The sequence below is a fragment of the Pseudarthrobacter sp. J1763 genome, from assembly GCF_050490295.1.
In the GTDB taxonomy this organism is placed as follows: domain Bacteria; phylum Actinomycetota; class Actinomycetes; order Actinomycetales; family Micrococcaceae; genus JBNPEO01.
This window is the reverse complement of sequence record NZ_JBNPEN010000006.1, coordinates 113332-136811: the sequence shown is the minus strand read 5'-3', so window position 1 is coordinate 136811 and position 23480 is coordinate 113332. Positions and strand designations below refer to the sequence as shown.

The window sequence follows — 23480 nt, the reverse complement described above, 5'->3', positions numbered from 1 at the left end:
GGCCGTTAGATGCGGTGAGAGTTAACGACTGCCTCGGATGCGGCGCGCGCTTCGGGCGCGCCTTCGAGCTGCATAGCCAGGACGCTGTAAATGGCGTCGATCAGTGACAGGTGGACGATTCGACTAGTTATGGCCTCGACCCGATAGCGTGTCTCCGAGCTACCCGCGACGAGCAAGAGGTCAGCGAACTCAGCCAACGGTGAGCTGAGGAAGCTGGTGATTCCGACAACGACCGCCTTTGACCTGACGGCCGTGCGGGCGACGTCCAGCGTCGACGTCGTTGACCCCGTGTGGCTGATCACGAAACAGACGTCGCGCTCATCAAGGCCGCGGGCGATCACCTCTTGGGCAATGAAGTCAGGGGTGAACGCGGCGTCGAGCCCAAGTGTCGTGAAACGGTAGGCAGCGTCTGAAGCGAGCGGGGCCGAAGTGCCCACCGCGGCGAAGCGCACGCGACGTGCCTTCACCAGCGCAGTGACAATAGCTACGACTGTGCTCGGGTCAAGATGCGCCGCAGCATCCTCAAGCGCAGCACTACTCTCGCGCAAGGTCCCCAACACGGTCGCGGTAACCGGATCGTCGTCGTGTGTCGCGGCCGGGCGCTGGGGAAGGACGGTCTCGCGGGAGAGAAGCAGCTTGAATTCCTGAAATCCGTGCAGGCCGAAGCGCTGGCAGAACCGCACTACCGAGCCGACGGACGTGCTAGAGACCTGAGCCAGTTCGGTCACCGAATAGGTCATAACCGAATGAGGGTCAGCACGCACCACTCGCGCGATCTGCGCCTCGGATGGCGAAAACGCAGCCGAATCGCGACGGATCTGCTCGAGGATCGGCTGCTCATCAGAGCGCCAGAGCCTCGACACTGTCTCAGGCTGTCTATTCATGGTGCTCACTCTAAGAATCGCGCGTGACCGGTCAGTGACACCCAATCAAACGGCGGATGAACTTTCCAGATACTCGCTGTTCATGGAAAGAAACTCCAGAGACACCCCTCTGATCATCCCAACGCAGAGTTGCCAGTAGTCGCGCAGGAACATTCAAAATCTTTGGTCACCCGGCCGTGAAGATCACCGTACCGAGGGGCCAGGCAGCCGTCCTGGGCTCCGAAAACGCAGCCACGCCCAACACACCGAGACCCCGGAACCGAGCGCCCAGGGCATTTCATTCTTGATCCTCTTCCAGCTGACGTTCCTTCTAAACACCTTTGTGCTGATCGACACGCTGCACAGTTGGTTGAGCGGTTTCGTCAAAGTCAGCGCGGTCGGTCGCATGATCACGACGGCAAGTTCGCGAGCGATATCTGGCTGGCCCTTACCGACGTCGCCGTGATCGTAGCGATCTCCGCGCGTCTGACCGTATGGGCGTACGTGTGGAAGCCCTAAATGTCAGGGTGCACAACTTCCGTGATGCGAACCCTGACTCAGCGTCGAAATTGGTCGCCTTCAGCCACGCTAAGCGCAAGGCGACTTTTCCGGCCGACACTCTGCCTCGGGAATCTAAAGCTTTCCGAGGCACGCAAACCCTCTCCCGGACCGCGGGAAGGAGTGGCGGATTTCCGGGGCGCGATGCGTCTCGGAAACATGTCTTACCGCAAAGTGTCTTTTCTCCGCCGCTGCTAGCAGTTGTTGAGGCAGAATGGCCCGGTGAGACATCTCGGGTACACACGGGTCAGCACCAGAAGCCAAGACGCGAAACTGCAAGTCGATGCGCTCGTCAAGTCCGGCGTCCAAGAGCGGGACATTTTTGCCGACGTCACCTCGGGCAGCCGGACCGCGATCTCGCGCCCAGGGATGAAGAAGCTCCTCGAGTACACCAAGCCCGGCGACACCGTCGTCGTCTGGCGGGTCGATCGGCTTGGACGGTCCCTGATCGATGTGCTCAACACGGTGAAGCTGCTCCGAGAGCAGGACGTGCAGGTGAAAAGCATCTCGGATGGGATCGACCCCTCGACGACCTCGGGCCGGTTGATGTTGAACATGCTCGCCACTTTGGCCGAGTACGAACGCGAACTGATCACAGAACGCGTCAACGCCGGGATCACCGCAGCCCGGCAAGGCGGAACCAAGTTCGGCCGGCCCCTGTCAGATCCCGTCGTCGTTGCTGACAAGCTCAAGCTCGTCGCCGAGGCCAGGGCGAAAGGCCGCACGGCGAAGGAGGCGGCGAAACTCGTTGGGTGGAGCCGGGCGACTCTGTACCGTCACCAACAGGCCCTCGCGGCTCGCGAGAGCGCCACCGTGTAGGTGGCTCGTGGATGCGGCGGAGCGGTGGCGTGTTCTTCGGCTGCATGTCGAAGACCAGATCCCGCTCGTCGTCCTCGCTCGAGAGACCGGGATCTCTGTCCGAACTCTGCAACGCTGGCTCCAGCTCTACCGCGCGGGCGGCGTCGCAGCCCTCGACCCTCACCCTCGCACCGACAAGGGTGTCCGCCGAACCTCATCGGAGACGGTCGCGTTCATCGAACGTTTGGCGCTGACCCGGCCACGCCCAAGCATCGCCACCCTGCACCGGCTCGCCTCCGCGGAGGCGAAAGCTCACGCACTGCCGGTGCCGAGTTACGCGACCGTTCGCCAGATCGTTCAGGCACTCGATCCGGCCCTTGTCACCCTGGCACTTGAGGGGCCGGTCTCGTACCGGGACAAGCACGAGCTCGTGTTCCGCCGCCGCGCAGAACACCCCAACCAGACATGGCAGTCCGATCACACCGAACTCGACATCCTCATCGTCGGCGCCAACGGGAAACCCGACCGGCCCTGGCTCACCACGGTCATGGACGACTACTCCCGCGCCATCTGCGGATACATGGTCTTCACCGGCGCACCCTCAGCGATCAACACCGCCCTGGCTCTCCGGCAGGCGATCTGGCGGAAGACTGACCCGGCGTGGGCGATGTGCGGCATCCCCGACATCCTGCACGTGGACCACGGCTCCGACTTCATCAGCCACCACCTCGAGCAGACCGCACTCGCCCTGCACTTCAGGATTATTCACTCGACCGTCGGCCGGCCCCAGGGCCGAGGGAAGATCGAACGGTTCTTCGGAACCATCAACACCGAACTCCTGGCCACGCTCCCTGGCCACCTCGGACCGGGCAGCCGAACACCAACGCCCCTGCTGGACCTCGCTGGTCTCGACCGCGCGATCAGCGAATTCATCGGCACCTACAACGACCGGACCCACAGCGAGCTGGGGATCTCACCGCGAGACGCGTGGGTCGCGGACGGCTGGATGCCTCGTATGCCCGACAGCCTTCAAGAACTCGACGGGCTCCTCCTTACTGTTCCAAAGAACCGGGTCGTTCAACGCGACGGCATCCACTTCCAAGGCCAGCGCTACCTCGCCCCAACCCTCGCCCAGTTCGTCGGTCACACCGTCACAATCCGGTACGACCCCCGCGACATCTCCGAGATCCGCGTTTACGACCGCGACACGTTTCTCTGCACCGCCATCGACGAAGCTCACCCCAACCTTCGCCTCAGCCTCCGCGACATCGAAACCGCCCGCCGCGCCCGCCGCAAGCAGCTGCGGCGAGCCATCAACGACCGCATCCCGATCGTTGCCACCCGCGAGGAACTTCGCACCCCCGAACCCAGCAAACGGCGGCCGAAGTTGCGCACCTACGAAGAGGATGAGTGATGAACCAAGCATTCATCGTCACCAAAGAACACCGACGCTTCACCGAGTTCGCCAACGCCGTCCGAAAGGAGAAGACCATCGGGATTTGCCACGGCGCCGCCGGCGTCGGGAAGACCAACTCCGCCCGCCGCTACGCGAACTGGGACGCACTCGAGCCGTATATCAACGCATGGGGACCGAGAGGTGATCACGACGCCAAGCACTACGCCCTGGCGAACCGATCCCGCACCGTCTTCTACACACCCGAAGTCCTCTGCCGGCCCAAGGACCTCATGCACGACATCGACCACTGGCAGATCAAAGTCGGGATCTGCGCCGACGAGCACCTCCGCTCCCTCATGCCCGACGGGGAAGTGGTCAGGCAGAACGACGTCACTCGCCTCGTCGAGCTGCTCATCATCGACGAAGCCGAACGGCTCACCCCCACCGCCCTGGAGCTTCTTCGGGACCGGCACGACCGCACCCACCTCGCGATGATCCTGATCGGCATGCCCGGCGTCGACGAACGCTTCCGCCACTACCCCCAGCTCTACAGCCGCCTCGGCTTCTCACACCACTACCGTGCCCTCGGCCGTGAAGAGCTCCTCTTCGTTCTCGATCGCCACTGGAAGCGACTCGGCAGGACTCTCGACCCTGACGACTTCACCGACGCGCAAGCCATCGCCGCGATCGAACGCATCACCCGAGGCAACTTTCGCCTCCTCGAACGGCTCTTCCCTCAGATCAACCGGGTACTCAAGATCAACCAGCTCGACACCATCACCGACGACGTCATCGAAGCCGCCGCCAGCATCCTCGTCATCGGCAATTAGCGACACAAAGCGATCACAGAACACCGCCAAAGAGCGGCAAACTCCACAAACTCGGAGTTTCGAAAACATGCCAAACCAGAAAGACGTATGTCCCGCATGAGGACCGGCTTACGGGACGTTCCAAAATTTCATTCCGAACATAGCTCTACGGAACCGTGAGACTGCTCCGATCGTTCAATGAACGATTGGTTCCCCGCGCTGGGCCGGCAGCCTGGAAGGGAACTATTTGCCCTGTAGGTCTTGAATAAAGGAATCAGCACGGCTGAGATTCAGGGCGAGCTTGGCGCGTTTAGCGTTGGCCTGGTCAATGAATTCCGTCAGCTTGGCCCGGGCCTTCGCATCGGTTGCATCGGCGGCTAGGGTGTCGACGGTGTCCAGCAGGTCGCCCATTTCTTCCAGGGTGAATCCCAGTGGCTTCATGGAACGGATGACCAACATGCGCTGAAGGTCGGAGTCTGTGTAGATCCGGAATCCACCCTCACTGCGCGTTGTTGCCGGGAGCAGGCCCACCTCGTCGTAGTGGCGGATGGTTCGCTGGGACAGGCCCGTGGCCTCGGCCAGGTCCCCGATGTGCATGGTCCGCTCATCGGCGGCTGGGGTTGGGGTGTCAGTCATGGGTTCTCCTGTTTCCTCGGCTTCCAACTCTACCCTCACGTTAGGGTAGAGTTGGTTTTGTTCGGTGCGTCGCCGCGGCCATTCCTCGCCGCGGCCAACCAGCGCAAAACAAGGACGCACCGACCCCACATCATTTTATGTACCCGAGCGCACAAGAGCGCCAATTTCCCTTGAACGGAGCCATCAATGGCCACGAAAACCACGGCAGGACACCCGATCCTGACCCCGGAAGAACGGCAATCCGTTCTCCGCACCCTCAAATCCCCGCGCCTGCTCAAGACCGAGGTCCTGGCCGGACTTGTCGTAGCCCTGGCCCTGATCCCCGAGGCCATTGCCTTCTCCATCATCGCCGGGGTAGACCCGCGCATCGGGTTGTTCGCGTCCTTCACCATGGCCGTCTCCATCGCTTTCTTGGGCGGACGTCCGGCCATGATTTCTGCGGCGACTGGCGCCATTGCCCTGGTCATCGCCCCGCTGGTGAAAAGCCACGGCGTGGACTACTTCATTGCCGCCGTCATCCTCGCCGGAATCTTCCAGGTCATCCTCGCCCTGCTGGGCGTGGCAAAGTTGATGCGTTTCATTCCCCGGCAGGTCATGGTCGGCTTCGTCAACGCGCTGGCAATCTTGATCTTCATGTCCCAGGTCCCCGAACTGCTCGGAGTCCCCTGGACGGTCTACCCGCTCACCATCCTGGGTCTACTGATCGTCTTCGGCCTGCCCAAACTCACCACCGTGGTCCCCGCGCCCCTGGTTGCCATCGTCGTTCTGACCCTTATTGCCGTTGTCGCATCTCTGGCGGTCCCCACCGTCGGGGACAAAGGTGAGATGCCCGAGAGCCTGCCGGCCCTGTTCCTGCCGAACGTTCCACTGAATTTCGAAACCCTGCAGATCCTGATCCCCTACGCGCTGGCCATGGCCTTCGTGGGCCTGCTTGAATCCCTGATGACCGCCAAGCTTGTCGATGACGTTACCGACACCCGCTCCAACAAGACCCGAGAATCCTGGGGTCAGGGGGCGGCGAACATCATCACCGGATTCTTCGGCGGCATGGGCGGTTGCGCGATGATCGGGCAGACCATGATCAACGTCAAGGCTTCCGGTGCCAGGACCCGCATCTCCACCTTCCTGGCCGGAGTGTTCCTGCTCATCCTGGTTGTCGCCCTGGGCGGCATCGTGGCACTGATCCCGATGGCCGCGCTGGTGGCCGTGATGATCTTCGTGTCCGTGGCCACCTTCGACTGGCACAGCATCAAGCCCTCCACCCTGCGCATGATGCCCAAGAGTGAAACCACCGTCATGGTCATCACCGTCATCTTCACCGTAGCCACGCACAACCTGGCCATTGGCGTCGGCGTCGGAGTGCTCACTGCCATGGTCCTGTTCGCCAACCGGGTCGCCCACCTGGTCACCGTGGAACGCCGCATCGAGGAACACTTCGGGGAGCAGATTGCCAAGTACGAGGTCAACGGCGAACTGTTCTTCGCTTCTTCCAACGACCTCTACACCCAGTTCAACTACGTTGAGGACCCTGATCGCGTCGTCATCGACATGTACAGCTCGCACTTGTGGGACGCCTCCACCATCGCAGCACTGGATGCCATCACCGCCAAATACGCGAAATACGGTAAGACCGTCGAAATCGAGGGCCTGAACGCGGCCAGTCTCAAAATGCGCGAACGCATGGGCGGAAAGCTAGGAGCAGGACACTAGCCGTTATACCCGAGAGGCCCGTGGTTCTTCTGCTATTGAGCATGGAGAGCCATTGGCCTCATCCGCTCCCTACCGGACCCTTGAGAATATGTCCCGTGGGAGGTTCCTCTTACGGGACACCGAAAACGATCGTTTTCGGGTCGTCTTGCCTGGCACTCACTTTTTCTGTGACTGTTAGTTTAGTTTGGCGGTTATTTGCAGCAAAGATGGCGGTCTATGCGTGGCCAATGACAAGCGTTGAACGAGCGGCCTCTACGACTTCATCAGTGATCGTCGTGAGCTCATTGATCTTCATAACCCGTTCTATTTGAGCGAAGAGCCGGATGATCAATCGGAAATTCCCACGAGTCAGTCGGAGAATAGCCCCTACCGCTTGCGCATCGGTGAAATCATCCATGTTGAGCGTCAGGCCAAGTTTGGTCCACCACCGTTGCAACACAAAAACTATTTCATCTTGCCCAAGTGCCTTGTACTCATGGGCGAACCCGATGCGACTATATAGTTGCGGATAGCGGCTGAACTGCTTTTCCATCCCAGGCATGCCGATAAGAATCAGCGCGATTTGGGTCCGGTCATGAAAGTCTCTCAGATATTCCACTGCAACAGCGTTCAGGCGTTCGCACTCGTCAACGATTATCAGCTGAACGTTCCCAGGTCGGTCGTGGGGTGGTGAGCTACGGTTGTTTTGGCTGATCAAATGTTCATCAACGCAAATGCTAAATCTCGTGGATACGAGCCGTAATTCGGATTTGAGCAGTTTGGCTGTGGTCATGACTTGAGGGTTGTAGAACACTGTACGTTTTCGATTACATGCCGCATACATACGCTCGTCGTTGTCGCTACGTGGCCCCCACGCTTGAAGAAATGGCTCTAGCTTGTCCCAGCTCGCATAAACCCGAGCTGAGTTCGTTTTTCCTACACCTGCCTGCCCAAAGCAAATACCGATGGTTTTCTGTCTCCTGACCGAATCCGCAAACTCTATAAAGCGACGATGTTCTTTGGTGACGATGAGTTTCGAGCTCACTATTAGCTTCCCTCCTGATACGTACGCAGCTTCTTTCTGGCTGATGGTGCAGCACTCGTCAGTGGCGCTTGTTCCGAATCTGTGTTCGCCTGGGTTGGGGATCCAAGTGACAGTTTGAGATTGATTTGATTCCGCAGTTCGCGCTTGCGCGCATTGCGTGCGGCTTGAATATCTTTGAGCGTCACCGTACTTGACTCATGTTCAGGATCGACCGCTTTACAAATAAAGGAGTCTCGGTAGAACACTCGGATCTCCGAAATATCTCTAGGGTCATACCGAATAGTGACTTGTTCCCGCACGTATGCTGCTAGCAAGGGCGAAATGTAGCGAAGCCCTTGGAAATGCACTCCATCTCGGTGCACCATTCGAGATTTAGCAACGGTGAGCAACAGCAGATTAAGATCATCAATGGACTCAGGGATGCGCGGGAGCCAGCCTTGACTGAGCCATGCTGCTGTGGGCGCCACTTTAGTCTCCGGGTGTGTTCGCTGGTGATAGTCCTCAGTAATGAAAGACTCGATTTTGCTGTCGAGCTCTTTAAGGGTGAGCTTCGGTGACGAAGATGGTTTACCGCGAATGAGATGGCCAGGCAATGTCGGTAGCAGCTCAGTATTGACCGTTCCGAAGATCCGTTCAATCTTCCCTCGTCCTTGTGGACGTGCAACCGCTGAATAAACGATCTCGAAGTTCAGATCCTTAGCAACCTGAGATAAATGCAAGCTGGTGAAGTCAGTGCCGTGATCAACGTACAGGCGATCAGGTATCCCGCACATCGGCCATACTGGGTCGCCAGAGGGCCAAATAGCATCTCGAAGGGCCAGCGCTGTAAAGATGGCAGAAGGCGCACCGAGGAAAACCATGTATCCACAGACCGCGCGCGAGTAGTCATCCAGAATCACTGTCAGCCATGGCCTGGCTGGTTTCTGATTCGCATCAAGTATGAGAATGTCCAGTTCGGTGTGATCAGCTTGCCAGACTGCATTTGGTGCCTCTGCACGGTGCCGCCACACCAACTCATATTTATCTCGATAAGCGACTGGACCTTGAAGTGCTAGCGTTCGCATTGCTGGATCTAGGTTTTGCACGATTGAACGGACGCTGCCATAGGAAACTGTTGGCCACCCATTCTTTTCAGCTGCACTGAGGGAATCTCGATAAATTTGAGCGATGCTCAGTACCGGTGTCTGCAGCGCGCATCGCTCAATGAAAGCTACCAATTGCGGGTGGATTTTCGAATCTCGTCGGGCCGGCCTGGCAGGCAGTAATCCGGCGATCCCATCGTGGGCGTAGGCATTTTTCCATCGCTGCAATGTGCGCAGCCCTACGCCGCTTTCATTGGCTAGCTCAACGAGAGTTTGTCCACCGTTGATATGCCGGGCAAGGATGTCCCATCGGTTGGCGGCTGTTTCTTCGCGTGCCTGATGACTTGCTGGTTCAGGCCGTGCACCGTTCGAAGGCATGGCTACATTCTGAACCTTGGCATGGTCTGAGGTCGAGGGTTTTATTCTTGCGCTGTTTTCGACAATGCACGATAGACGGTGCTTCGACTAACTCCTAGTACTTCGCCAATTTGAGTGAGGGTCATTTCCTGCTGCTCATAGAGTTGTCGGGCGGTGCGCAGCTTATCAGCCGTGAGCAAGGCGGGACGGCCGCCGACTTTGCCACGCGCACGAGCAGCCTGTAGACCGGCTTTTGTTCGCTCTCTGATCAGATCCCGTTCGAACTCGGCCAAGGAGGCAAAAATATTGAAGACTAACCGTCCTCCCGAGGAACTGGTATCAATATTCTCCTGCAACGAACGAAACTCAATACCCCGTTGCTGCAAAGCATCAAGGTAGTCAATCAAGTGCCGGATGGACCGACCTAAACGATCGAGCCTCCACACCACCAAAGTATCGCCTGGACGCAGCTGGTCTAATACTGCGTCTAGTTCGGGGCGAGACTCTAGAGCACCTGACGCGGTATCGGTGAAAATTCGATAGCACCCGGCAGCAGTGAGCGCGTCGTGCTGCAACCGCGCGTCTTGATCACCAGTAGACACTCGCGCATATCCAAGAAGATGTCCCATGCCATGAAATGTATCAAAACTCGTCAAACATCAATAGAACTGACCCATAGAATATGGAACTGGGTTTTGAACCCCTGTGCGAAAAATTGACCCTTGAATTTTCAACTGAAATGGCGTGATGCAAATCCTTCAGTTTCAGGGTGTCAAAAACGAATGTTTATGACACGAGATCGTCTATACATGATCTACTGTATAGTACAGTTTATGATGAATATTGAATCGCGGATCGAAGCGATGAACCGGCTCGGCCGCGCCATGGCCGACCCCACGCGTTCGCGTATCCTTCTATCTTTGCTGCATGAACCGGGATACCCTGCACAGTTAGCCGAGGACTTGGGGTTGAGTCGGGCGAACGTCTCGAATCACCTGACCTGCTTGCGGGGGTGCGGGATTGTCGTGGCGAAACTCGAGGGACGTAAAACTCGCTACGAAATCACCGACCCGCATCTGACCACGGCACTCAGCGCTCTCGTGGATGTGACCTTAGCCGTCGATGACCAAGTGCCGTGTGTAGATTCTTCCTGTCCGGACTGCACTACCGATAGTTCACTAATAGTCGAGGATAAAGTATGAGTTCCGCGTGCGGTTGTGAATCACCGGAAATCACCGTCGAAATCGAGGAAGAACTGCCCTGGTACCGGGATTGGCATGTGCTCATTCCTATCACCTCTGGCGTTTTCTTCCTCGCCGGCCTCATCCTTGAATGGACCACTTCAAGCGATACCGCTGAAGTAGTAGCCCTAGTCTTCTTCTGGATCGGTCTACTGCTCGGCGCATATACCTTTGTTCCTGGCGCCCTTCGCAATCTGTTCTCGAATCGAAAAATCGGTATCGGGCTACTGATGACCATCAGCGCGGTCGGTGCGGTCATCCTGGGCTACGTTGAGGAAGCCGCCGCGCTGGCGTTCTTGTATTCCATCGCTGAAGCCCTTGAAGATAAGGCCATGGACCGTGCACGGTCAGGACTGCGATCCTTACTGAAGCTGGTCCCAGAAACAGCAACGGTCATCCGCGGCGGCATGCCAACCGTTGTCAGCGCATCAGAGATTCGGGTTGGTGATCTCCTGCGTGTGAAGCCAGGAGAACGCCTTGCTACTGACGGGGTGATCAGCCAGGGGTCTAGCAGTTTAGACACCTCGGCGATTACCGGTGAATCCATTCCCGTGGATGTGTCCGTAGGTGACCAGGTCGCCGCCGGTTCAATCAACACTTCAGGATCCATAGAAGTGACCGCTTCAGCCAACGGCACTGATAACTCATTGACTACGCTGGTGAGCCTGGTCGAACAAGCTCAGGCGGAACGCGGTGAGCGAGCTCGTCTAGCCGATCGTATTGCCCGACCGCTTGTTCCTGGGGTGATCGTCCTAGCCGTCCTGGTGGCCATCATCGGTTCTCTTGTGGGTGATCCGGAAACGTGGATCACCCGCGCCCTGGTGGTGCTGGTTGCCGCCTCCCCGTGTGCGATGGCGATCGCTGTTCCCGTGACCGTTGTTTCCGCGATCGGTGCTGCCAGTAAATTTGGGGTCATCATCAAAAGTGGTGCAGCGTTCGAACGTTTAGGTTCACTGCGCCGCATCGCAGTCGATAAGACCGGAACACTGACCCGTAATCAGCCAGCGGTGACTCAGGTTCACGCTGTTGACGGTGTGAGCCAGGATGCTGTGCTCAATGTTGCCGCAGCTCTGGAACACCACAGCACCCACCCCTTGGCTAGGGCCATTAGCTCAGCGGCATCGGCGATCCCTGAAGCAACCGAAGTTGTTGAAGAACCCGGACACGGCATTACTGGTGTACTCAACGGTGTGCCAGTCGCGGTGGGTAGCCCTCGCTGGATCACCCCGGGAACACTCACACCTGCCGTGGAAAGCATGGAAGCATCGGGGCAAACCTGTGTGATGGTGACTCGTGCAGGGCGGGTCATTGGTGTGATCGGTGTGCGCGATGAACTGCGCCCTGAAGCTCCTGAAGCGGTTCGTCACCTGCGTGATCAGGGAATTGACGTGCTCATGCTGACCGGGGATAACGCGCGTACTGCCCATGCGTTGGCTGCTATCGCAGGCATCGACACCGTTCATGCCGAGCTGCGTCCTGAAGACAAAGCTCGTGAAGTCGCTGCGTCGGTGCAGCAGGTTCCAACAGGGATGATTGGTGATGGGATCAACGATGCCCCCGCTTTGGCTACTGCCACGGTGGGTATTGCGATGGGAGCGACCGGTGCTGATGCAGCCATAGAATCGGCTGATGTTGCTTTTACCGGTCATGATCTGAGGTTGATCCCGCAGGCTTTATCTCATGCGCGACGGGGTCGAACCATCATGAATCAGAACATCATCTTGTCCTTAGCTATCATCATTGTTCTGCTACCGCTGGCAGTCACTGGTGTGCTGGGGTTAGCAGCCGTCGTGCTCGTTCATGAGGTAGCCGAGGTCGTGGTGATTGCTAACGGTTTACGCGCGGCTCGCGTTCGCCGGGCACAACTAACCCGACAACCAGATACAGTCTTGACCTAGAAAACTATCGTTAATGCTGTTGAAGGCGGTGCACTGTTCCCAACGGGGAGAATGCACCGCATTCAAATCTAGAAGTCAGCGTCATGTTATTTGTTTGCTACGCCACTTCTTGCTGTAAAAATCGCTATTCGATACGTACAGCCAAAAGGAACGGCATGTAAATCATCGAAGAGGACCTTTTGCGCGGGAGAGTTTTCCGTCATCCTGAGACCACAACGGATGCACTACCTGTCAAAGGCAGTTGGGGGTTGTCATGCTGTCGAACCAGGAGAACTTGGCCGGGCCACTGATCGTGGGGTTCATTCCTCACCAGCATCCCGAGGTTTTGACCTGCGCCACGGATCTTGCGCACCAACTCGGTGTGCCCCTTGTTTTCGCCTACGTGAAACCCGATAGCTATCTCACCGAGTGGGGCTTCAGTAAAAACATCATCAATCGCTCCCTGCATCCTGATGACTTGGATGAAGAGAACACCGTCGACGCCCTGACGCTGTTAGAGACTATCGAAGCGCACATAGTTGGCCGCGACGTGTCGTGGAGATTGCGGATCCTGGCTGGTGAACCGTGGAGAGCGCTCTCTCGGCTTGCAGATGAGTCCTGTGCGTCGATGCTCATTATTGGAACTAGACGAACCTCCGTGAGCTCGCGCATTTCAGTGCTCGTTGGAGAGTCCACCGGTGCGCACCTGGCCGCGTACCAGCAGCGTCCGCTCTTGATCGTTCCACCCGCGCACAGACGGCACGACCACTAACCCCAAACAATTTCACAGAGTCGGGGGAAACCGGAGCCGCGGCCAATTCACCGGCCGGCCCCACCTCTTCTGCCCAGAGAGTTAGACGAGCTGCGCAGACTTATCAGTTGTCGTGTCCGTCGTTTCCCCAGCGGCCAAATAATGGGTGACGTCCAAGGCCGCAACGCAACCGGACCCCGCGGCCGTAATTGCTTGACGGTAGGTAGGGTCAATGACATCCCCGGCAGCAAAGACACCAGCGACAGAGGTTTTCGAGGTACGGGCCTCGACAGCGATCGTTCCCGCAGAGGTCAGTTCTAGCTGATCTTTGACCAGGTCGGTGCGGGGGTCGTTGCCAATCGCAACAAATACACCGGTGACCGCTAAGCGACTCGATGCTCCGGTGCGCAGATTTTCAATCTGCAATCCGGTGACTTTCTCGTCTCCGTCGATATCGGTGACAGTGCTATCCCACAAGAATTCGATCTTGGGATGGGCTAGAGCCCGGTCGCCCATGATTTTGGAGGCACGCAGTGTGTCACGGCGATGCACGACGGTCACCTTGGCAGCAAACTTGGTGAGGAACAAGGCTTCTTCCATCGCCGAATCACCACCGCCAATGACAGCGATTTCTTGATTGCGGAAGAAGAACCCATCACAGGTGGCGCAGGACGATACACCGTGGCCAGTCAGGCGCTGCTCATTGGAGACACCCAAAGTGCGGTAGGCCGAACCTGTGGACAGGATGACAGTGCGGGCACGATAAGTCTGCCCGTTGGCGGCCGTCACCTTCTTCACTTCGCCATCCAACTCAACGTGAGTCACGTCATCGAAGAGAATTTCAGCGCCGAAACGTTCAGCCTGCTTCTGCATATTGTCCATCAGGACGGGCCCCATGATGCCGTCGGTGAATCCCGGAAAGTTTTCAACCTCCGTGGTGTTCATGAGTTCGCCGCCGGCGGTGACTGAACCGGCAATGACCAAAGGTGCCAAATCTGCGCGGGCGGTATAGATCGCCGCGGTGTATCCGGCAGGGCCTGAGCCGATAATGATGACGTTGCGGATGGCTTCAGTAGAGTCAACGCTCATGAGCGGGTGCCTTTCATCGAGCACGGTAAAGAAGTTCTTAGTTGTTGGTTAGTTCAGGTTTACTTGGCGCCCAGTAAGCGCTGAGCAAGGTCTTTCACGCGGGCATGAATATCGTCGCGTACTAGTTCCATGCGTTCGCGGCCTTCGATGCCGCGTAACGATGGCTCGTCGGTTTCCCACACTTCGATCTGCACTTGATCAAGTGGTGGAACCTGCGCTTCGGTGCCCAGGACTACGACTAATCCGGCGTCGCGCAACATTTGTTCGGTGAGCTGCTTGGGAGTTTCGGCACTGATATCAATGCCTAGATCCATCAGTGTTTGGGCCGAAAGATCGTTGATTGCCTTGCCGGGGCGGGTGCCCGCCGAGCCGACGGAAACGGCTTGCCCGACCTCGTGAGTCATGAGTCCCGCTGCCATCTGCGATTTACCGCCGTTTTTGACGCAGACGAAAAGCACGGAAGGGCGTTCCGTTTGCTCGTTGACAGTGTTCATTGTTAGCCCTTCGGAGTCAGTGTGGATGCCAGGGAGTCTAAGGCACCGGGAATTAGTGAGTAGTAGGCCCAGACGCCTCGTTTCTCGCGGTGTAGCAGTCCTACCTCCACCAGAATCTTCAGGTGATGCGAGACGGTTGGTTGTCCCAGGTTCAGGGGTTCAGACAAATCGCAGACACAGGTTTCGGCGGTTGCACTGCTGGAGACGATCGACAAGATGCGCAATCGATTCGGGTCAGACAATGCTTTGAAGCGCGCGGCGAGCACTTCGGCTTCTTCCGCCAACAGCGACTGGTGCCCTTGGGCTGGGACACAGCAAGGCGTTTCTTCTGATGCTGGAAGCTCGTTCGTCTGCTGGGTTGAAGGCGTTGCGACCGTGGTGCTCATTGATTCGCCGTCACTTTCGTTGAGTCCCCATCGGGAGATTGACATTTATCGATATATGCAAGCATACTCGAAACATCGAACAACGTCGATGTCTAGTTTTTTGGAGAGAACTCGCCGTGACAAACGCTGCCGCCCCAACTGACACGGGGCACATAACTGCCAAACTCTCAACCCTTGACCGGTATCTACCCGTGTGGATTCTCGCCGCAATGGCCCTGGGACTTGGCCTAGGACGGCTGATTCCCGGATTGGGCCAAGCCTTAGAATCCGTCAAAGTCGCCGGGGTCTCCCTGCCGATAGCCATCGGCCTGCTGGTGATGATGTATCCAGTCCTGGCCAAGGTGCGATACAACGAAACCCACCGCGTGATCGGCGACAAGAAGCTGATGATCACTTCCCTGGTGATCAACTGGGTGCTCGCCCCAGCCTTCATGTTTGCTCTAGCGTGGCTGTTCCTCCCAGACCTGCCGGAGTACCGAACGGGCCTGATCATCGTCGGGCTGGCCCGCTGCATCGCCATGGTGCTGATCTGGAACGACCTGGCGTGCGGCGACCGCGAAGCAGCAGCAGTCCTGGTCGCCATCAACTCGGTGTTCCAGGTCATCGCGTTCGGGGCACTGGGCTGGTTCTACCTCCAGGTTCTACCTAACTGGTTGGGTCTTCCCACCACGAGCGCCGAATTCTCCGTCTGGGCCATCACGCTGTCGGTCCTCATCTTCCTCGGCATTCCACTGGTGGCAGGATTCCTCACCCGCACCCTGGGAGAAAAAGCCAAGGGACAGGTGTGGTACGAAAACAAGTTCCTTCCCAAGATTGGCCCGTGGGCCCTCTACGGATTGCTGTTCACCATCGTGGTCCTCTTTGCCCTGCAAGGCGATGCGATCATCGCCCAACCACTGGACGTCGTGCGCATTGCCCTGCCACTGCTGGTCTACTTCTGCGTGGTCTTCGGCGCAAGCATGCTCATCGGCCGAGGCTTAGGTATGGGTTACGCCCGCACCACCACCCTTGCCTTCACGGCTGCTGGCAACAACTTCGACCTGGCCATCGCTGTATCCATCGCAACCTTCGGCGTCACCAGCGGTCAAGCACTCGCTGGTGTCGTCGGACCACTGATCGAAGTACCGGTGCTCGTCGCACTGGTCTACGTCGCCTTATGGTCCAGAAAATTCTTCCGCTCAACCACCACCGACGCATAAGAAAGCACCCTCATGAACACCACCGAAACCAAGCCTTCCGTCCTGTTCGTCTGCGTCCACAACGCCGGACGCTCCCAAATGGCCGCCGCGTTCCTCAGCCACCTCGCCCAAGGCCAGATCGAAGTCCGCTCGGCCGGATCCGCCCCCGCCGACAGCGTGAACCCTGCCGCCGTGGCCGCGATGCATGAAGTCGGCATCGACATGTCCGCCGAAGTCCCCAAGGTACTGACCACCGAAGCGGTCAAAGAATCCGACGTCGTCATCACCATGGGCTGCGGAGACACCTGCCCGGTGTTCCCCGGCAAGCGCTATGAAGACTGGAAGCTCGATGACCCCGCAGGACAAGGCGTCGAGGCGGTGCGGCCGATCCGCGACGAAATCCGCACCCGCATTGAAACCCTCATTGCTGAGCTTCTGCCCACCAAGTAACACCTGCCGCTTTAAGAAGGAGTAGAAGACCATGAATCAAACTCACCCCGTTGTTGTCATCGGCGCCGGCCCCGTGGGCCTGGCCGCTGCAGCCCACTTGCTCGAACGGAACCAGGACGTTCGAGTCCTGGAAGCAGGCCCCACGGCCGGTGCGACCATGCTGTCATGGGGCCACATCAAACTCTTCTCCACCTGGCGCTACAACATCGACGCAGCAGCCCGACGCCTGCTGGAAACCCCCACCGACACCTACGCCGGCCAGTGGGACGCACCGCGGGAAACCCGACTGCCTACCGGAGCAGAGATGGTCAGCGACTACCTAGAACCCTTGGCGAACCACCCAGCCCTGGCACCCAAGATTAGCTATGGGCAACGCGTCACCCACGTCACCCGCATCCAACCAGACGGCAAAGGCGTGGACAAAACAAACTCCAAGCAGCGACCAGACTCCCTGTTCCTAGTCCGCACAGCCACGGATGCCGGGGCGCAGGAATTCATCGCTCGGGCCGTGATTGACGCTTCCGGAACTTGGAACCAGCCCAACCCGGTGGGACGATCCGGAATCGACGCGATCGGCGAAGCTGAGGCACGAGACGCCGGTTTCATCACCTCCCCATTGCCCGACCCCTTGAACGCCGATGCGCAACACTTCGCTGGAAAGACGATCCTCGTACTAGGTGCTGGACACTCGGCCGCCAATACGCTCATCAGCCTTGGACGGCTACGCCAAAAGCACCCGACCACAACGATTTTGTGGGGACTACGAGGCACAGCGAACCCAGTGCGGCTCTACGGTGGCGGCGCAGCAGACGAACTGCCCGCCCGTGGCCAGCTCGGAACCTCCCTGCGCCGATTCGTTGACAACGGCGACATCCGCATTCTAGAGAATGTTGCGATCACCTCACTGGAGACCGGTCACCGGCTCACCGTCAACCTCGCCGATGCCACCAGCATCGACGTGGACTTCCTCGTCCCCGCCACAGGATTCCGACCAGATCTGTCGATCCTCTCGGAACTGCGTCTGGACATGGATCAGATCGTTGAAGCGCCACGGCAGCTGGGCCCATTGATCGATCCAGAATTCCATAGCTGCGGCACCGTCACGGCCCACGGCGAACGAGTCCTCGCGCACCCCGATCCCAACTTCTACATCGTAGGAATGAAAAGCTACGGGCGCGCCCCAACCTTCTTGATGGCCACCGGATACGAGCAAGTCCGATCCATTGCCGCTGCCCTTGCCGGTGACCGGGCAGCCGCCGACCAGGTGGAACTCGAACTGCCCGAAACAGGTGTATGTTCCACCGACCTGGGCGGGTCCTGCGATCTGCCTGCGTCCGCCGACACCGCGGCCTCCAGCTGCGGAAGCCCGGAAACCAGTGCTGATTCTTGCTGTGGTGCACCTGAACCGATCACGATCGGGTTTGCTACTGGCACCTTGCACGGCCACACCGAACTGCTGTCCGAGAAGAAAAGTTAGGGAACTGTCATGAGCAATTCGCCGGTCTCGACTCCCGAAGACGCCACCACTAAAGACACCCACGTCCTTCAACGCACCGCCGCGCACTTGGCAGAACGCTACGAAGGGATCTTCACACCAGAAATGGTGGAACGCTACGTATTCGAGTCCTACACGGCCTTGGGCCGCACCGCGAAAATTCGCACGTACCTCGCGGCAACTGCAGGGCACTTCGCAGACAGTCGCTTGCGTGCCTTGGCTCAGTCCATGGACCGCATTGACAATGAAGTTCCGCAGGTGTTGTTCGTCTGTGTTCAGAACGCGGGCCGGTCGCAACTGGCTGCAGCCCTATTACAGAAGCTTGGCGGGGATCGTGTTGAAGTGCGCTCGGCTGGGTCGCTTCCTGCCCATGATCTTCACCCAGAGACCCGTCAGCTGCTCAGTGAGCTTGGTATGGACACGCGCGATGCTTATCCGAAGCCGCTGACCGATGATGTTGTCCGGGCTGCAGACTATGTGATTACCATGGGCTGCGGCGATACGTGCCCGATCTATCCAGGTAAGAAGTATGTGGATTGGCAGGTTGAAGACCCCGATGGTAAGTCCGATGCAGAGATTCATCAGGTACTCGCGGATCTGGACGCCAAGGTCAAGCAGTTGTGGCAGGACATCAACGAGGATCCACGCTAGTCCCGCCCAAGGATTACTTGATCACCGCGAATGATCGTCTAGGCACTAATGATCTGCGGAGATGTTGAAGGCGGTGCACTGTACTCATGTGGAGTACAAGTGCACCGCCTTCAACGTTTGAATGAAGCACATGATGTGTGCGCGGAAAGCCGCCATTTCTTCTTGTTATTAACCGCCACATGAAGCTGACAGTCACAGCGGTTTGTAGCGATGGTTGCCGTTCAGTACCCGAAGCCGCTTCGTGCCGGGGATCGAATTGAGGTCCCTGCGCCATCCATGGGCGTCCCTACCACGCTACATGAGCGGCTCCGCGCAGGCGCTAAAGCCCTGACGCGTCGAGGATTTGAACTGAATCTTCGCACGCATGCCTTCATTGACGGCCTTGTGCCGGCAACTGCCAAAGAGCGTGCAGAAGATCTAGAAGCAGCTTTCCTGGGAGCAGGTGCGGTGGTTCCACCGTGGGGTGGTCAGCTCGCAATCGAGCTCATCGAGCTCATCGAGCACCTCGACTGGGATGCCTTAGCCGCGGCGAAAACGTGGTTCGTTGGATGGTCTGACATCTCCACCCTGCTGATGCCACTCACCATCCTTACCGGCGTAGCCACGCTTCATGGGGCGAACTTGATGGATGAGCCGTGGGAATTACCAGAGGAATTCCAGCGCTGGACCCACGTCGCCGGTTTGACTGAGGGGAGTTCGTTCACGCAACGTTCCGCTCCCCGCCGTCGTTCACGTCCTTGGGGTGACTGGAACAGCGAACCGCTTGACCGAGAGTCCGCCTACGAGGCCCCAACGCAGTGGCGCTCGCTGGATGGCCAGCCCGTTCACATGCGTGGACGACTGATCGGAGGCTGCCTAGAAACAGTGTCCCTCTTAGCTGGCTCACGCTACGGAGACGTTTCCGGTTTCGCCCAGCGCCATGCACCGGAAGGTGTGATCGTTTATCTTGAGTCCTCTGGTTCTGATGCACCATCCGTACTCCGCATGCTTTTGTCTTTGCGGCTGGCAGGGTGGTTCCAGCACGCTTCAGGAATCCTCATCGGCCGGAACAGTGCGGGAGAGGTGAGCGGCCTAAGCCAAACACAAGCCGTGGAGCGTGCACTGGGCGACCTTGGCATACCCATCATTTTTGACTTCGACATTGGACACCAGCCGCCGCAGATGCCGCTGGTTAATGGCGCACTTGCGGAAGTTAGTCTCGGCGACGGCGAGGGCGTGATCGTTCAACACCTTTTGGGCTGACGGGCAATCGCGTCGCGCCAATCCCAGACGGTTAGGCGGATGGGAACTTCCTGTCGCCCAATAGCGGCGTCGAGTAGTGCGGAGCCAATCCGATGTCCTCGAGCATCCGGACCTATAACGTTGCTCCATCTACGACGCCATCCGTAAAACTTCCCCAGAAGTACTAATCGGAAGGCGGTCAGGCGAAGCCACCAGCACAGGTATGTTTGTGCGATGGAGATCAACTTCGTGGTGCGCCGCGCTGAACTCGCCGATGCGTCTGACATGGCACGGGTTCATGTGGACACTTGGCGTGAAACGTATCGCGGCTTGATGAGCGACGCCGTGTTGGATGACCCGGGTCTGTTGGCACGGCGAGAGACGTTCTGGACCGCGGTCCTGTCCGACCCTAGGTATTCTGCGAATAATGTTGCAGTCGCTACGCATGAAGGCTCCGTTGTTGGCATCGCGATGGCGAGCCCTACATTGGTTGATTCAGATGAACCCCAGGAACTCCACCTCCTCTATTCCTATGCTGATGTCCACGGCTCGGGTGTGGGCCGAGCGTTGCTGAACGCGGTGATCGAGCCCGGCGCTCCGGCCGTGCTGTGGGTGGCCGATCCAAATCCGCGAGCCCAGGCGTTCTACAAGAAAAACGGGTTTGCGCCAGACGGCACCTCACAAGTCGAGGACGGCGTGAGGGATATTCGTATGGTCCGTGGGGCTGGAACTTAAGGAACAAAGGCCAGTTAAGGCCAACTTGGGTGTGGTTAAAATCGGGCGAACTCGCGGAACGGGCGTCGGTCTGCCGTGGCCAAAATTTTTTTTGAAGAATCTCGTTACAGTTCTTTGATTGCCGGACATTGACAGGGCATGAGTTGGCAAATATGGGGGAACGGGTGGATCAAGGCAGGGAGCAGCGGTTTCTCACCGCGCATGCTGCCGCCCATGATCGCATCTACCGCTACCTTCGCCGCAGGACCGATGGCGCCGCGACTGCCGAAGATCTCTGCGCTGAAGTTTTCAGAATTGTGTGGGAGAAATCGGACAGCGATGACGATCTGTCAGTGATCCTTCTTTTCGGAGTAGCGAAGAACGTCCTTCGAAATCATGACCGGTCAGTGGCTCGTTCCGTCGGGCTCGTGGGGGGCACTTCGATTTGAGCGGCGCCACGAGACGTCGGATACAGGTTCCGTGGTCTTGGACGCGATCGAACTTCTTGCGCCAAGAGAGCGAGAAGTCCTCCTGCTGACGTATTGGGACGGCCTTACCGCCGTCGAACTTTCTGAACTTCTAGACATTTCAGCGAGCGCCGTGCGCATGCGTCTACACCGGGCCCGGAAGGAATTGGCACGGGCTCTCCAAAGTGAAGAACTTTAGAAGGAGTATCAGAATGAGCCACGAACATTCAGCTCTAGACCTTCTCCTAGCTGCCGATCCTGCCCTCGCCATCACCGAAGAAGAACTGGACCGCAGCCGCCAGCAGTCGGCGTCGTTCATTAATTCTGACGTGACTCACATTGCGGTCGGCGGATCCATCAGCGACTTTCATCGAGTGCCTGCCAAACGTCATTGGGGGCGTTTCGCACTCGCGGGGCTAGTAGCTGCGGCAATTGTCGCGATCGCCTTCGCCGCCTGGGCCCTGGTGCCGAGCGTTGACCACTCGGCCACGGTTCCTACGGACGCAGCAACTAGTACGTCGGCTGCAACGGACAATGGCGTAAGAATCCTCCTTGGTGGGCGGCCAGTCGCAGATTCCTTTGGCAACGTGGATTACTACACGACCATCCCTGGCGATACTTCTGCTGCCGTGGCCGATGCTTTCAATCTCTCACAGGCCAAGCTCGCCGAGTTCAATGGGCTGACGGTCGGCAGTGAATTAGCTCCGAACACCACCTTGCGTCTTATCCCGAAGCCGGGTGCCATCAAGGGTGCCATGGGGAAGGCCACTGTTGATGCGAATGGGATTCCCACAAGCTATGTCATTGAACCCAACGACACCTTGGATGGCATCACCTACCGGTTTGGAATCACCGAAGAACAGCTCGCTGAAGCTAACAAGGTGGCGATCACCTACGAGAAAGGCAACGTCTACTTCGTCCGTGCCGGCAAGCACATCCAACTTCAAAAGAATCCGGTGGACAGCCGCGCAGGTGGCGGCATCAGGGTCAACAACTCTTTCCACAACACCGTTTTCTACACCACGGTGGCCGGCGACTCGTTTGACAGTCTCGGCTACGAATTCCGCATCACCACGGAACAGCTCCTGCGATGGAATCCAACGCTGCACGCGGACTGGCCCATACCGTCCGGGACCAAGATGAGCCTCATGCCAGGAGCGGTCGCAATCGAAGGTGCCCGGGGAACGTTTACCGCCGACGCCAAGGGTATCCCTCAGACTTACAACACGGTTCCCGGGGACACGGAGGATCAGATTGCCGCCCGCTTCGGAATTCCCGATGCCTTGTCCCTAGCCGCGGCGAATCCTCCTCCCACTGGCCCGAAGTCAGTTTGGTACGCCTACAAAGATATGGTCGCCGGAGAACTTGCCGGCGGTCAGACTATTAGCCTCGACCAAGCCAACCAGATCCACCGCTGACGTTGTGGGCCGTCGCCTGCCTACCCATTGACTTCCGCTGCCCATAAGCGTTGACTTTCCAACATGGAAAACGATTCGGTCGGTTCAATGCCTGCGCTGTCCATGATCGACGGCGGCCGCGAACGCGCCATGCCAAACGTCGGCTCACCGTGGTGGTACTACCCGGTGTTCGGTGTCACTTTTGCCGGCGCAGAGTTGGTTATTGCACTGGGTCAGCCGATTTTCGTCTCGTTCCTTGGCATCGCCACTCTTGTTATAGGGAGTCTGGCGGCGCGAGGATACAAGCGAGCCAGGGGCGCTTTCGTGGGAGGCTTTCGCAGTGGGAGCGCTGTTATGTGGCTGACCATCGGGTTCCTTCTCATCATGCTTCCATCGATGTTTTCCGGTGCATTTCTGGTCAAAAACGTTGGACAACCATGGCCGGCCTGGGTTAGGGCCGCAATTGTTCTGATTGAGAACCTAGGTTATGGATATTTGGTTGACCGCGCAGTCCATCGAAAATTGAGTTTGGCCATGGCGTGAGCAAGGGAGCTGGCGAGTTCAACGAGACCATCCACCCTCCGCGACGCCTCTTTATCTGCGCATTTCTTTCGGCCGTCGACGAAGCAGAATTCTCCACTCTGCGCGATGCAGCGGACATCAGCGATTCGTCGTTGAGCAAGCACATATCTGCCCTAGCCGAAGCTGGCTATGTGGAGGTCCGCAAGCCAACCGGCCGTGGGCGCGTCCGGACATGGGTAGCTTTGACTGCCGAAGGTCGTCAAGCGTTCGCCGACCACCGACGAGCGCTGCAGGCGATGCTCGGGCCGTAGAGC

Annotated in this window: 26 protein-coding genes; 18 read left to right on the top strand and 8 right to left on the bottom strand. The window is 58.3% G+C overall.

The annotated features are described in order from the left end of the window. Positions 1–5: 5 nt before the first annotated feature. Complete coding sequence (locus ACQQCD_RS08160; RefSeq protein ID WP_430267900.1) at positions 6–884, bottom strand: MurR/RpiR family transcriptional regulator; 879 nt, start codon at positions 882–884, stop codon at positions 6–8. 345 nt (positions 885–1229) lie between these two features. Here ACQQCD_RS08160 and ACQQCD_RS08155 point away from each other — a divergent pair, with 345 nt between their 5' ends. From ACQQCD_RS08155 to ACQQCD_RS08140, 4 genes are all read left to right on the top strand, one after another. Beyond that, positions 1230–1382, top strand: a complete 153-nt coding sequence (locus tag ACQQCD_RS08155; RefSeq protein ID WP_430267899.1) for a hypothetical protein — start codon at positions 1230–1232, stop codon at positions 1380–1382. 261 nt (positions 1383–1643) lie between these two features. Beyond that, positions 1644–2240 (top strand): recombinase family protein, encoded by a 597-nt coding sequence (locus ACQQCD_RS08150; protein WP_045245692.1) that lies wholly within the window; start codon positions 1644–1646, stop codon positions 2238–2240. 7 nt (positions 2241–2247) lie between these two features. Continuing rightward, positions 2248–3633, top strand: coding sequence for a Mu transposase C-terminal domain-containing protein (locus tag ACQQCD_RS08145; protein ID WP_085370114.1), 1386 nt, complete (start codon positions 2248–2250; stop codon positions 3631–3633). After that, the gene (locus tag ACQQCD_RS08140; RefSeq protein WP_045245673.1) at positions 3633–4445 is read left to right on the top strand and encodes an AAA family ATPase; all 813 of its coding nucleotides are present in this window, start codon (positions 3633–3635) and stop codon (positions 4443–4445) included. The genes ACQQCD_RS08145 and ACQQCD_RS08140 overlap by 1 nt, the downstream gene beginning before the upstream one ends. Before the next feature lie 222 nt (positions 4446–4667). Here ACQQCD_RS08140 and ACQQCD_RS08135 read toward each other — a convergent pair whose 3' ends face one another. Further along, positions 4668–5060: a MerR family transcriptional regulator gene (locus ACQQCD_RS08135; RefSeq protein WP_430267898.1), complete on the bottom strand. Its 393-nt coding sequence runs from the start codon at positions 5058–5060 to the stop codon at positions 4668–4670. 186 nt (positions 5061–5246) lie between these two features. On the opposite strand from ACQQCD_RS08135, the gene ACQQCD_RS08130 reads away from it, so the two are divergent. Continuing rightward, positions 5247–6770: a SulP family inorganic anion transporter gene (locus ACQQCD_RS08130; RefSeq protein WP_430267897.1), complete on the top strand. Its 1524-nt coding sequence runs from the start codon at positions 5247–5249 to the stop codon at positions 6768–6770. A 214-nt stretch (positions 6771–6984) separates the two neighbouring features. Here the strand turns inward: ACQQCD_RS08130 and ACQQCD_RS08125 are convergent, their stop codons facing one another. From ACQQCD_RS08125 to ACQQCD_RS08115, 3 genes are read right to left on the bottom strand one after another with little or no spacing between them, the layout of a single operon-like run. After that, the gene (locus ACQQCD_RS08125; RefSeq protein ID WP_430267896.1) at positions 6985–7794 is read right to left on the bottom strand and encodes an AAA family ATPase; all 810 of its coding nucleotides are present in this window, start codon (positions 7792–7794) and stop codon (positions 6985–6987) included. 2 nt (positions 7795–7796) lie between these two features. Further along, positions 7797–9254 (bottom strand): Mu transposase C-terminal domain-containing protein, encoded by a 1458-nt coding sequence (locus ACQQCD_RS08120; RefSeq protein WP_430267895.1) that lies wholly within the window; start codon positions 9252–9254, stop codon positions 7797–7799. 41 nt (positions 9255–9295) lie between these two features. Further along, positions 9296–9862 (bottom strand): recombinase family protein, encoded by a 567-nt coding sequence (locus ACQQCD_RS08115; RefSeq protein WP_430267894.1) that lies wholly within the window; start codon positions 9860–9862, stop codon positions 9296–9298. 204 nt (positions 9863–10066) lie between these two features. Here ACQQCD_RS08115 and cmtR point away from each other — a divergent pair, with 204 nt between their 5' ends. The 3 genes from cmtR to ACQQCD_RS08100 all read left to right on the top strand — a co-directional run bounded on the left by cmtR (position 10067) and on the right by ACQQCD_RS08100 (position 13123). Further along, positions 10067–10435, top strand: coding sequence for a Cd(II)/Pb(II)-sensing metalloregulatory transcriptional regulator CmtR (gene cmtR, locus ACQQCD_RS08110; protein WP_430267893.1), 369 nt, complete (start codon positions 10067–10069; stop codon positions 10433–10435). Further along, complete coding sequence (locus ACQQCD_RS08105) at positions 10432–12372, top strand: heavy metal translocating P-type ATPase (RefSeq protein WP_430267892.1); 1941 nt, start codon at positions 10432–10434, stop codon at positions 12370–12372. Before cmtR ends, ACQQCD_RS08105 begins: the two co-directional genes overlap by 4 nt. 253 nt (positions 12373–12625) lie before the next feature. Then, positions 12626–13123, top strand: a complete 498-nt coding sequence (locus ACQQCD_RS08100; protein WP_430267891.1) for a universal stress protein — start codon at positions 12626–12628, stop codon at positions 13121–13123. 81 nt (positions 13124–13204) lie between these two features. Here ACQQCD_RS08100 and trxB read toward each other — a convergent pair whose 3' ends face one another. From trxB to ACQQCD_RS08085, 3 genes are read right to left on the bottom strand one after another with little or no spacing between them, the layout of a single operon-like run. After that, complete coding sequence (trxB, locus tag ACQQCD_RS08095; RefSeq protein ID WP_430267890.1) at positions 13205–14191, bottom strand: thioredoxin-disulfide reductase; 987 nt, start codon at positions 14189–14191, stop codon at positions 13205–13207. A 59-nt stretch (positions 14192–14250) separates the two neighbouring features. Next, positions 14251–14685, bottom strand: coding sequence for a low molecular weight phosphatase family protein (locus ACQQCD_RS08090; RefSeq protein WP_430267889.1), 435 nt, complete (start codon positions 14683–14685; stop codon positions 14251–14253). A gap of 2 nt (positions 14686–14687) precedes the next feature. Beyond that, positions 14688–15071, bottom strand: a complete 384-nt coding sequence (locus ACQQCD_RS08085; protein WP_430267888.1) for an ArsR/SmtB family transcription factor — start codon at positions 15069–15071, stop codon at positions 14688–14690. A 116-nt stretch (positions 15072–15187) separates the two neighbouring features. Here ACQQCD_RS08085 and arsB point away from each other — a divergent pair, with 116 nt between their 5' ends. The 10 genes from arsB (at position 15188) to ACQQCD_RS08035 (ending at position 23477) form a co-directional block, all read left to right on the top strand. After that, on the top strand, positions 15188–16270 hold the full coding sequence (gene arsB / locus ACQQCD_RS08080; protein ID WP_430267887.1) for an ACR3 family arsenite efflux transporter: 1083 nt from the start codon (positions 15188–15190) through the stop codon (positions 16268–16270). Positions 16271–16282: 12 nt separating this feature from the next. Then, a complete protein-coding gene (locus tag ACQQCD_RS08075) occupies positions 16283–16699 on the top strand; it encodes an arsenate reductase ArsC (protein WP_430267886.1) in 417 nt (138 codons plus the stop codon). Between the two features lie 31 nt (positions 16700–16730). Beyond that, on the top strand, positions 16731–18176 hold the full coding sequence (locus ACQQCD_RS08070) for an FAD-dependent oxidoreductase (RefSeq protein ID WP_430267885.1): 1446 nt from the start codon (positions 16731–16733) through the stop codon (positions 18174–18176). A gap of 9 nt (positions 18177–18185) precedes the next feature. Continuing rightward, on the top strand, positions 18186–18845 hold the full coding sequence (locus ACQQCD_RS08065) for a three-helix bundle dimerization domain-containing protein (protein ID WP_430267884.1): 660 nt from the start codon (positions 18186–18188) through the stop codon (positions 18843–18845). A 210-nt stretch (positions 18846–19055) separates the two neighbouring features. Then, entirely contained in the window at positions 19056–20087 is a 1032-nt protein-coding gene (locus tag ACQQCD_RS08060) for a S66 family peptidase (RefSeq protein ID WP_430267883.1), read from the top strand. Positions 20088–20300: 213 nt separating this feature from the next. Then, on the top strand, positions 20301–20801 hold the full coding sequence (locus tag ACQQCD_RS08055; protein WP_430267882.1) for an N-acetyltransferase family protein: 501 nt from the start codon (positions 20301–20303) through the stop codon (positions 20799–20801). A gap of 375 nt (positions 20802–21176) precedes the next feature. Next, the gene (locus ACQQCD_RS08050) at positions 21177–21446 is read left to right on the top strand and encodes an RNA polymerase sigma factor (RefSeq protein ID WP_430267881.1); all 270 of its coding nucleotides are present in this window, start codon (positions 21177–21179) and stop codon (positions 21444–21446) included. 13 nt (positions 21447–21459) lie between these two features. Beyond that, on the top strand, positions 21460–22665 hold the full coding sequence (locus ACQQCD_RS08045) for a LysM peptidoglycan-binding domain-containing protein (RefSeq protein WP_430267880.1): 1206 nt from the start codon (positions 21460–21462) through the stop codon (positions 22663–22665). A 63-nt stretch (positions 22666–22728) separates the two neighbouring features. Beyond that, positions 22729–23187 carry a hypothetical protein gene (locus tag ACQQCD_RS08040; RefSeq protein WP_430267879.1) on the top strand — a complete coding sequence of 153 codons (459 nt, stop codon included), beginning with the start codon at positions 22729–22731 and terminating at the stop codon, positions 23185–23187. Continuing rightward, positions 23184–23477, top strand: coding sequence for a winged helix-turn-helix domain-containing protein (locus tag ACQQCD_RS08035; protein WP_430267878.1), 294 nt, complete (start codon positions 23184–23186; stop codon positions 23475–23477). Before ACQQCD_RS08040 ends, ACQQCD_RS08035 begins: the two co-directional genes overlap by 4 nt. Positions 23478–23480 lie beyond the last annotated feature (3 nt).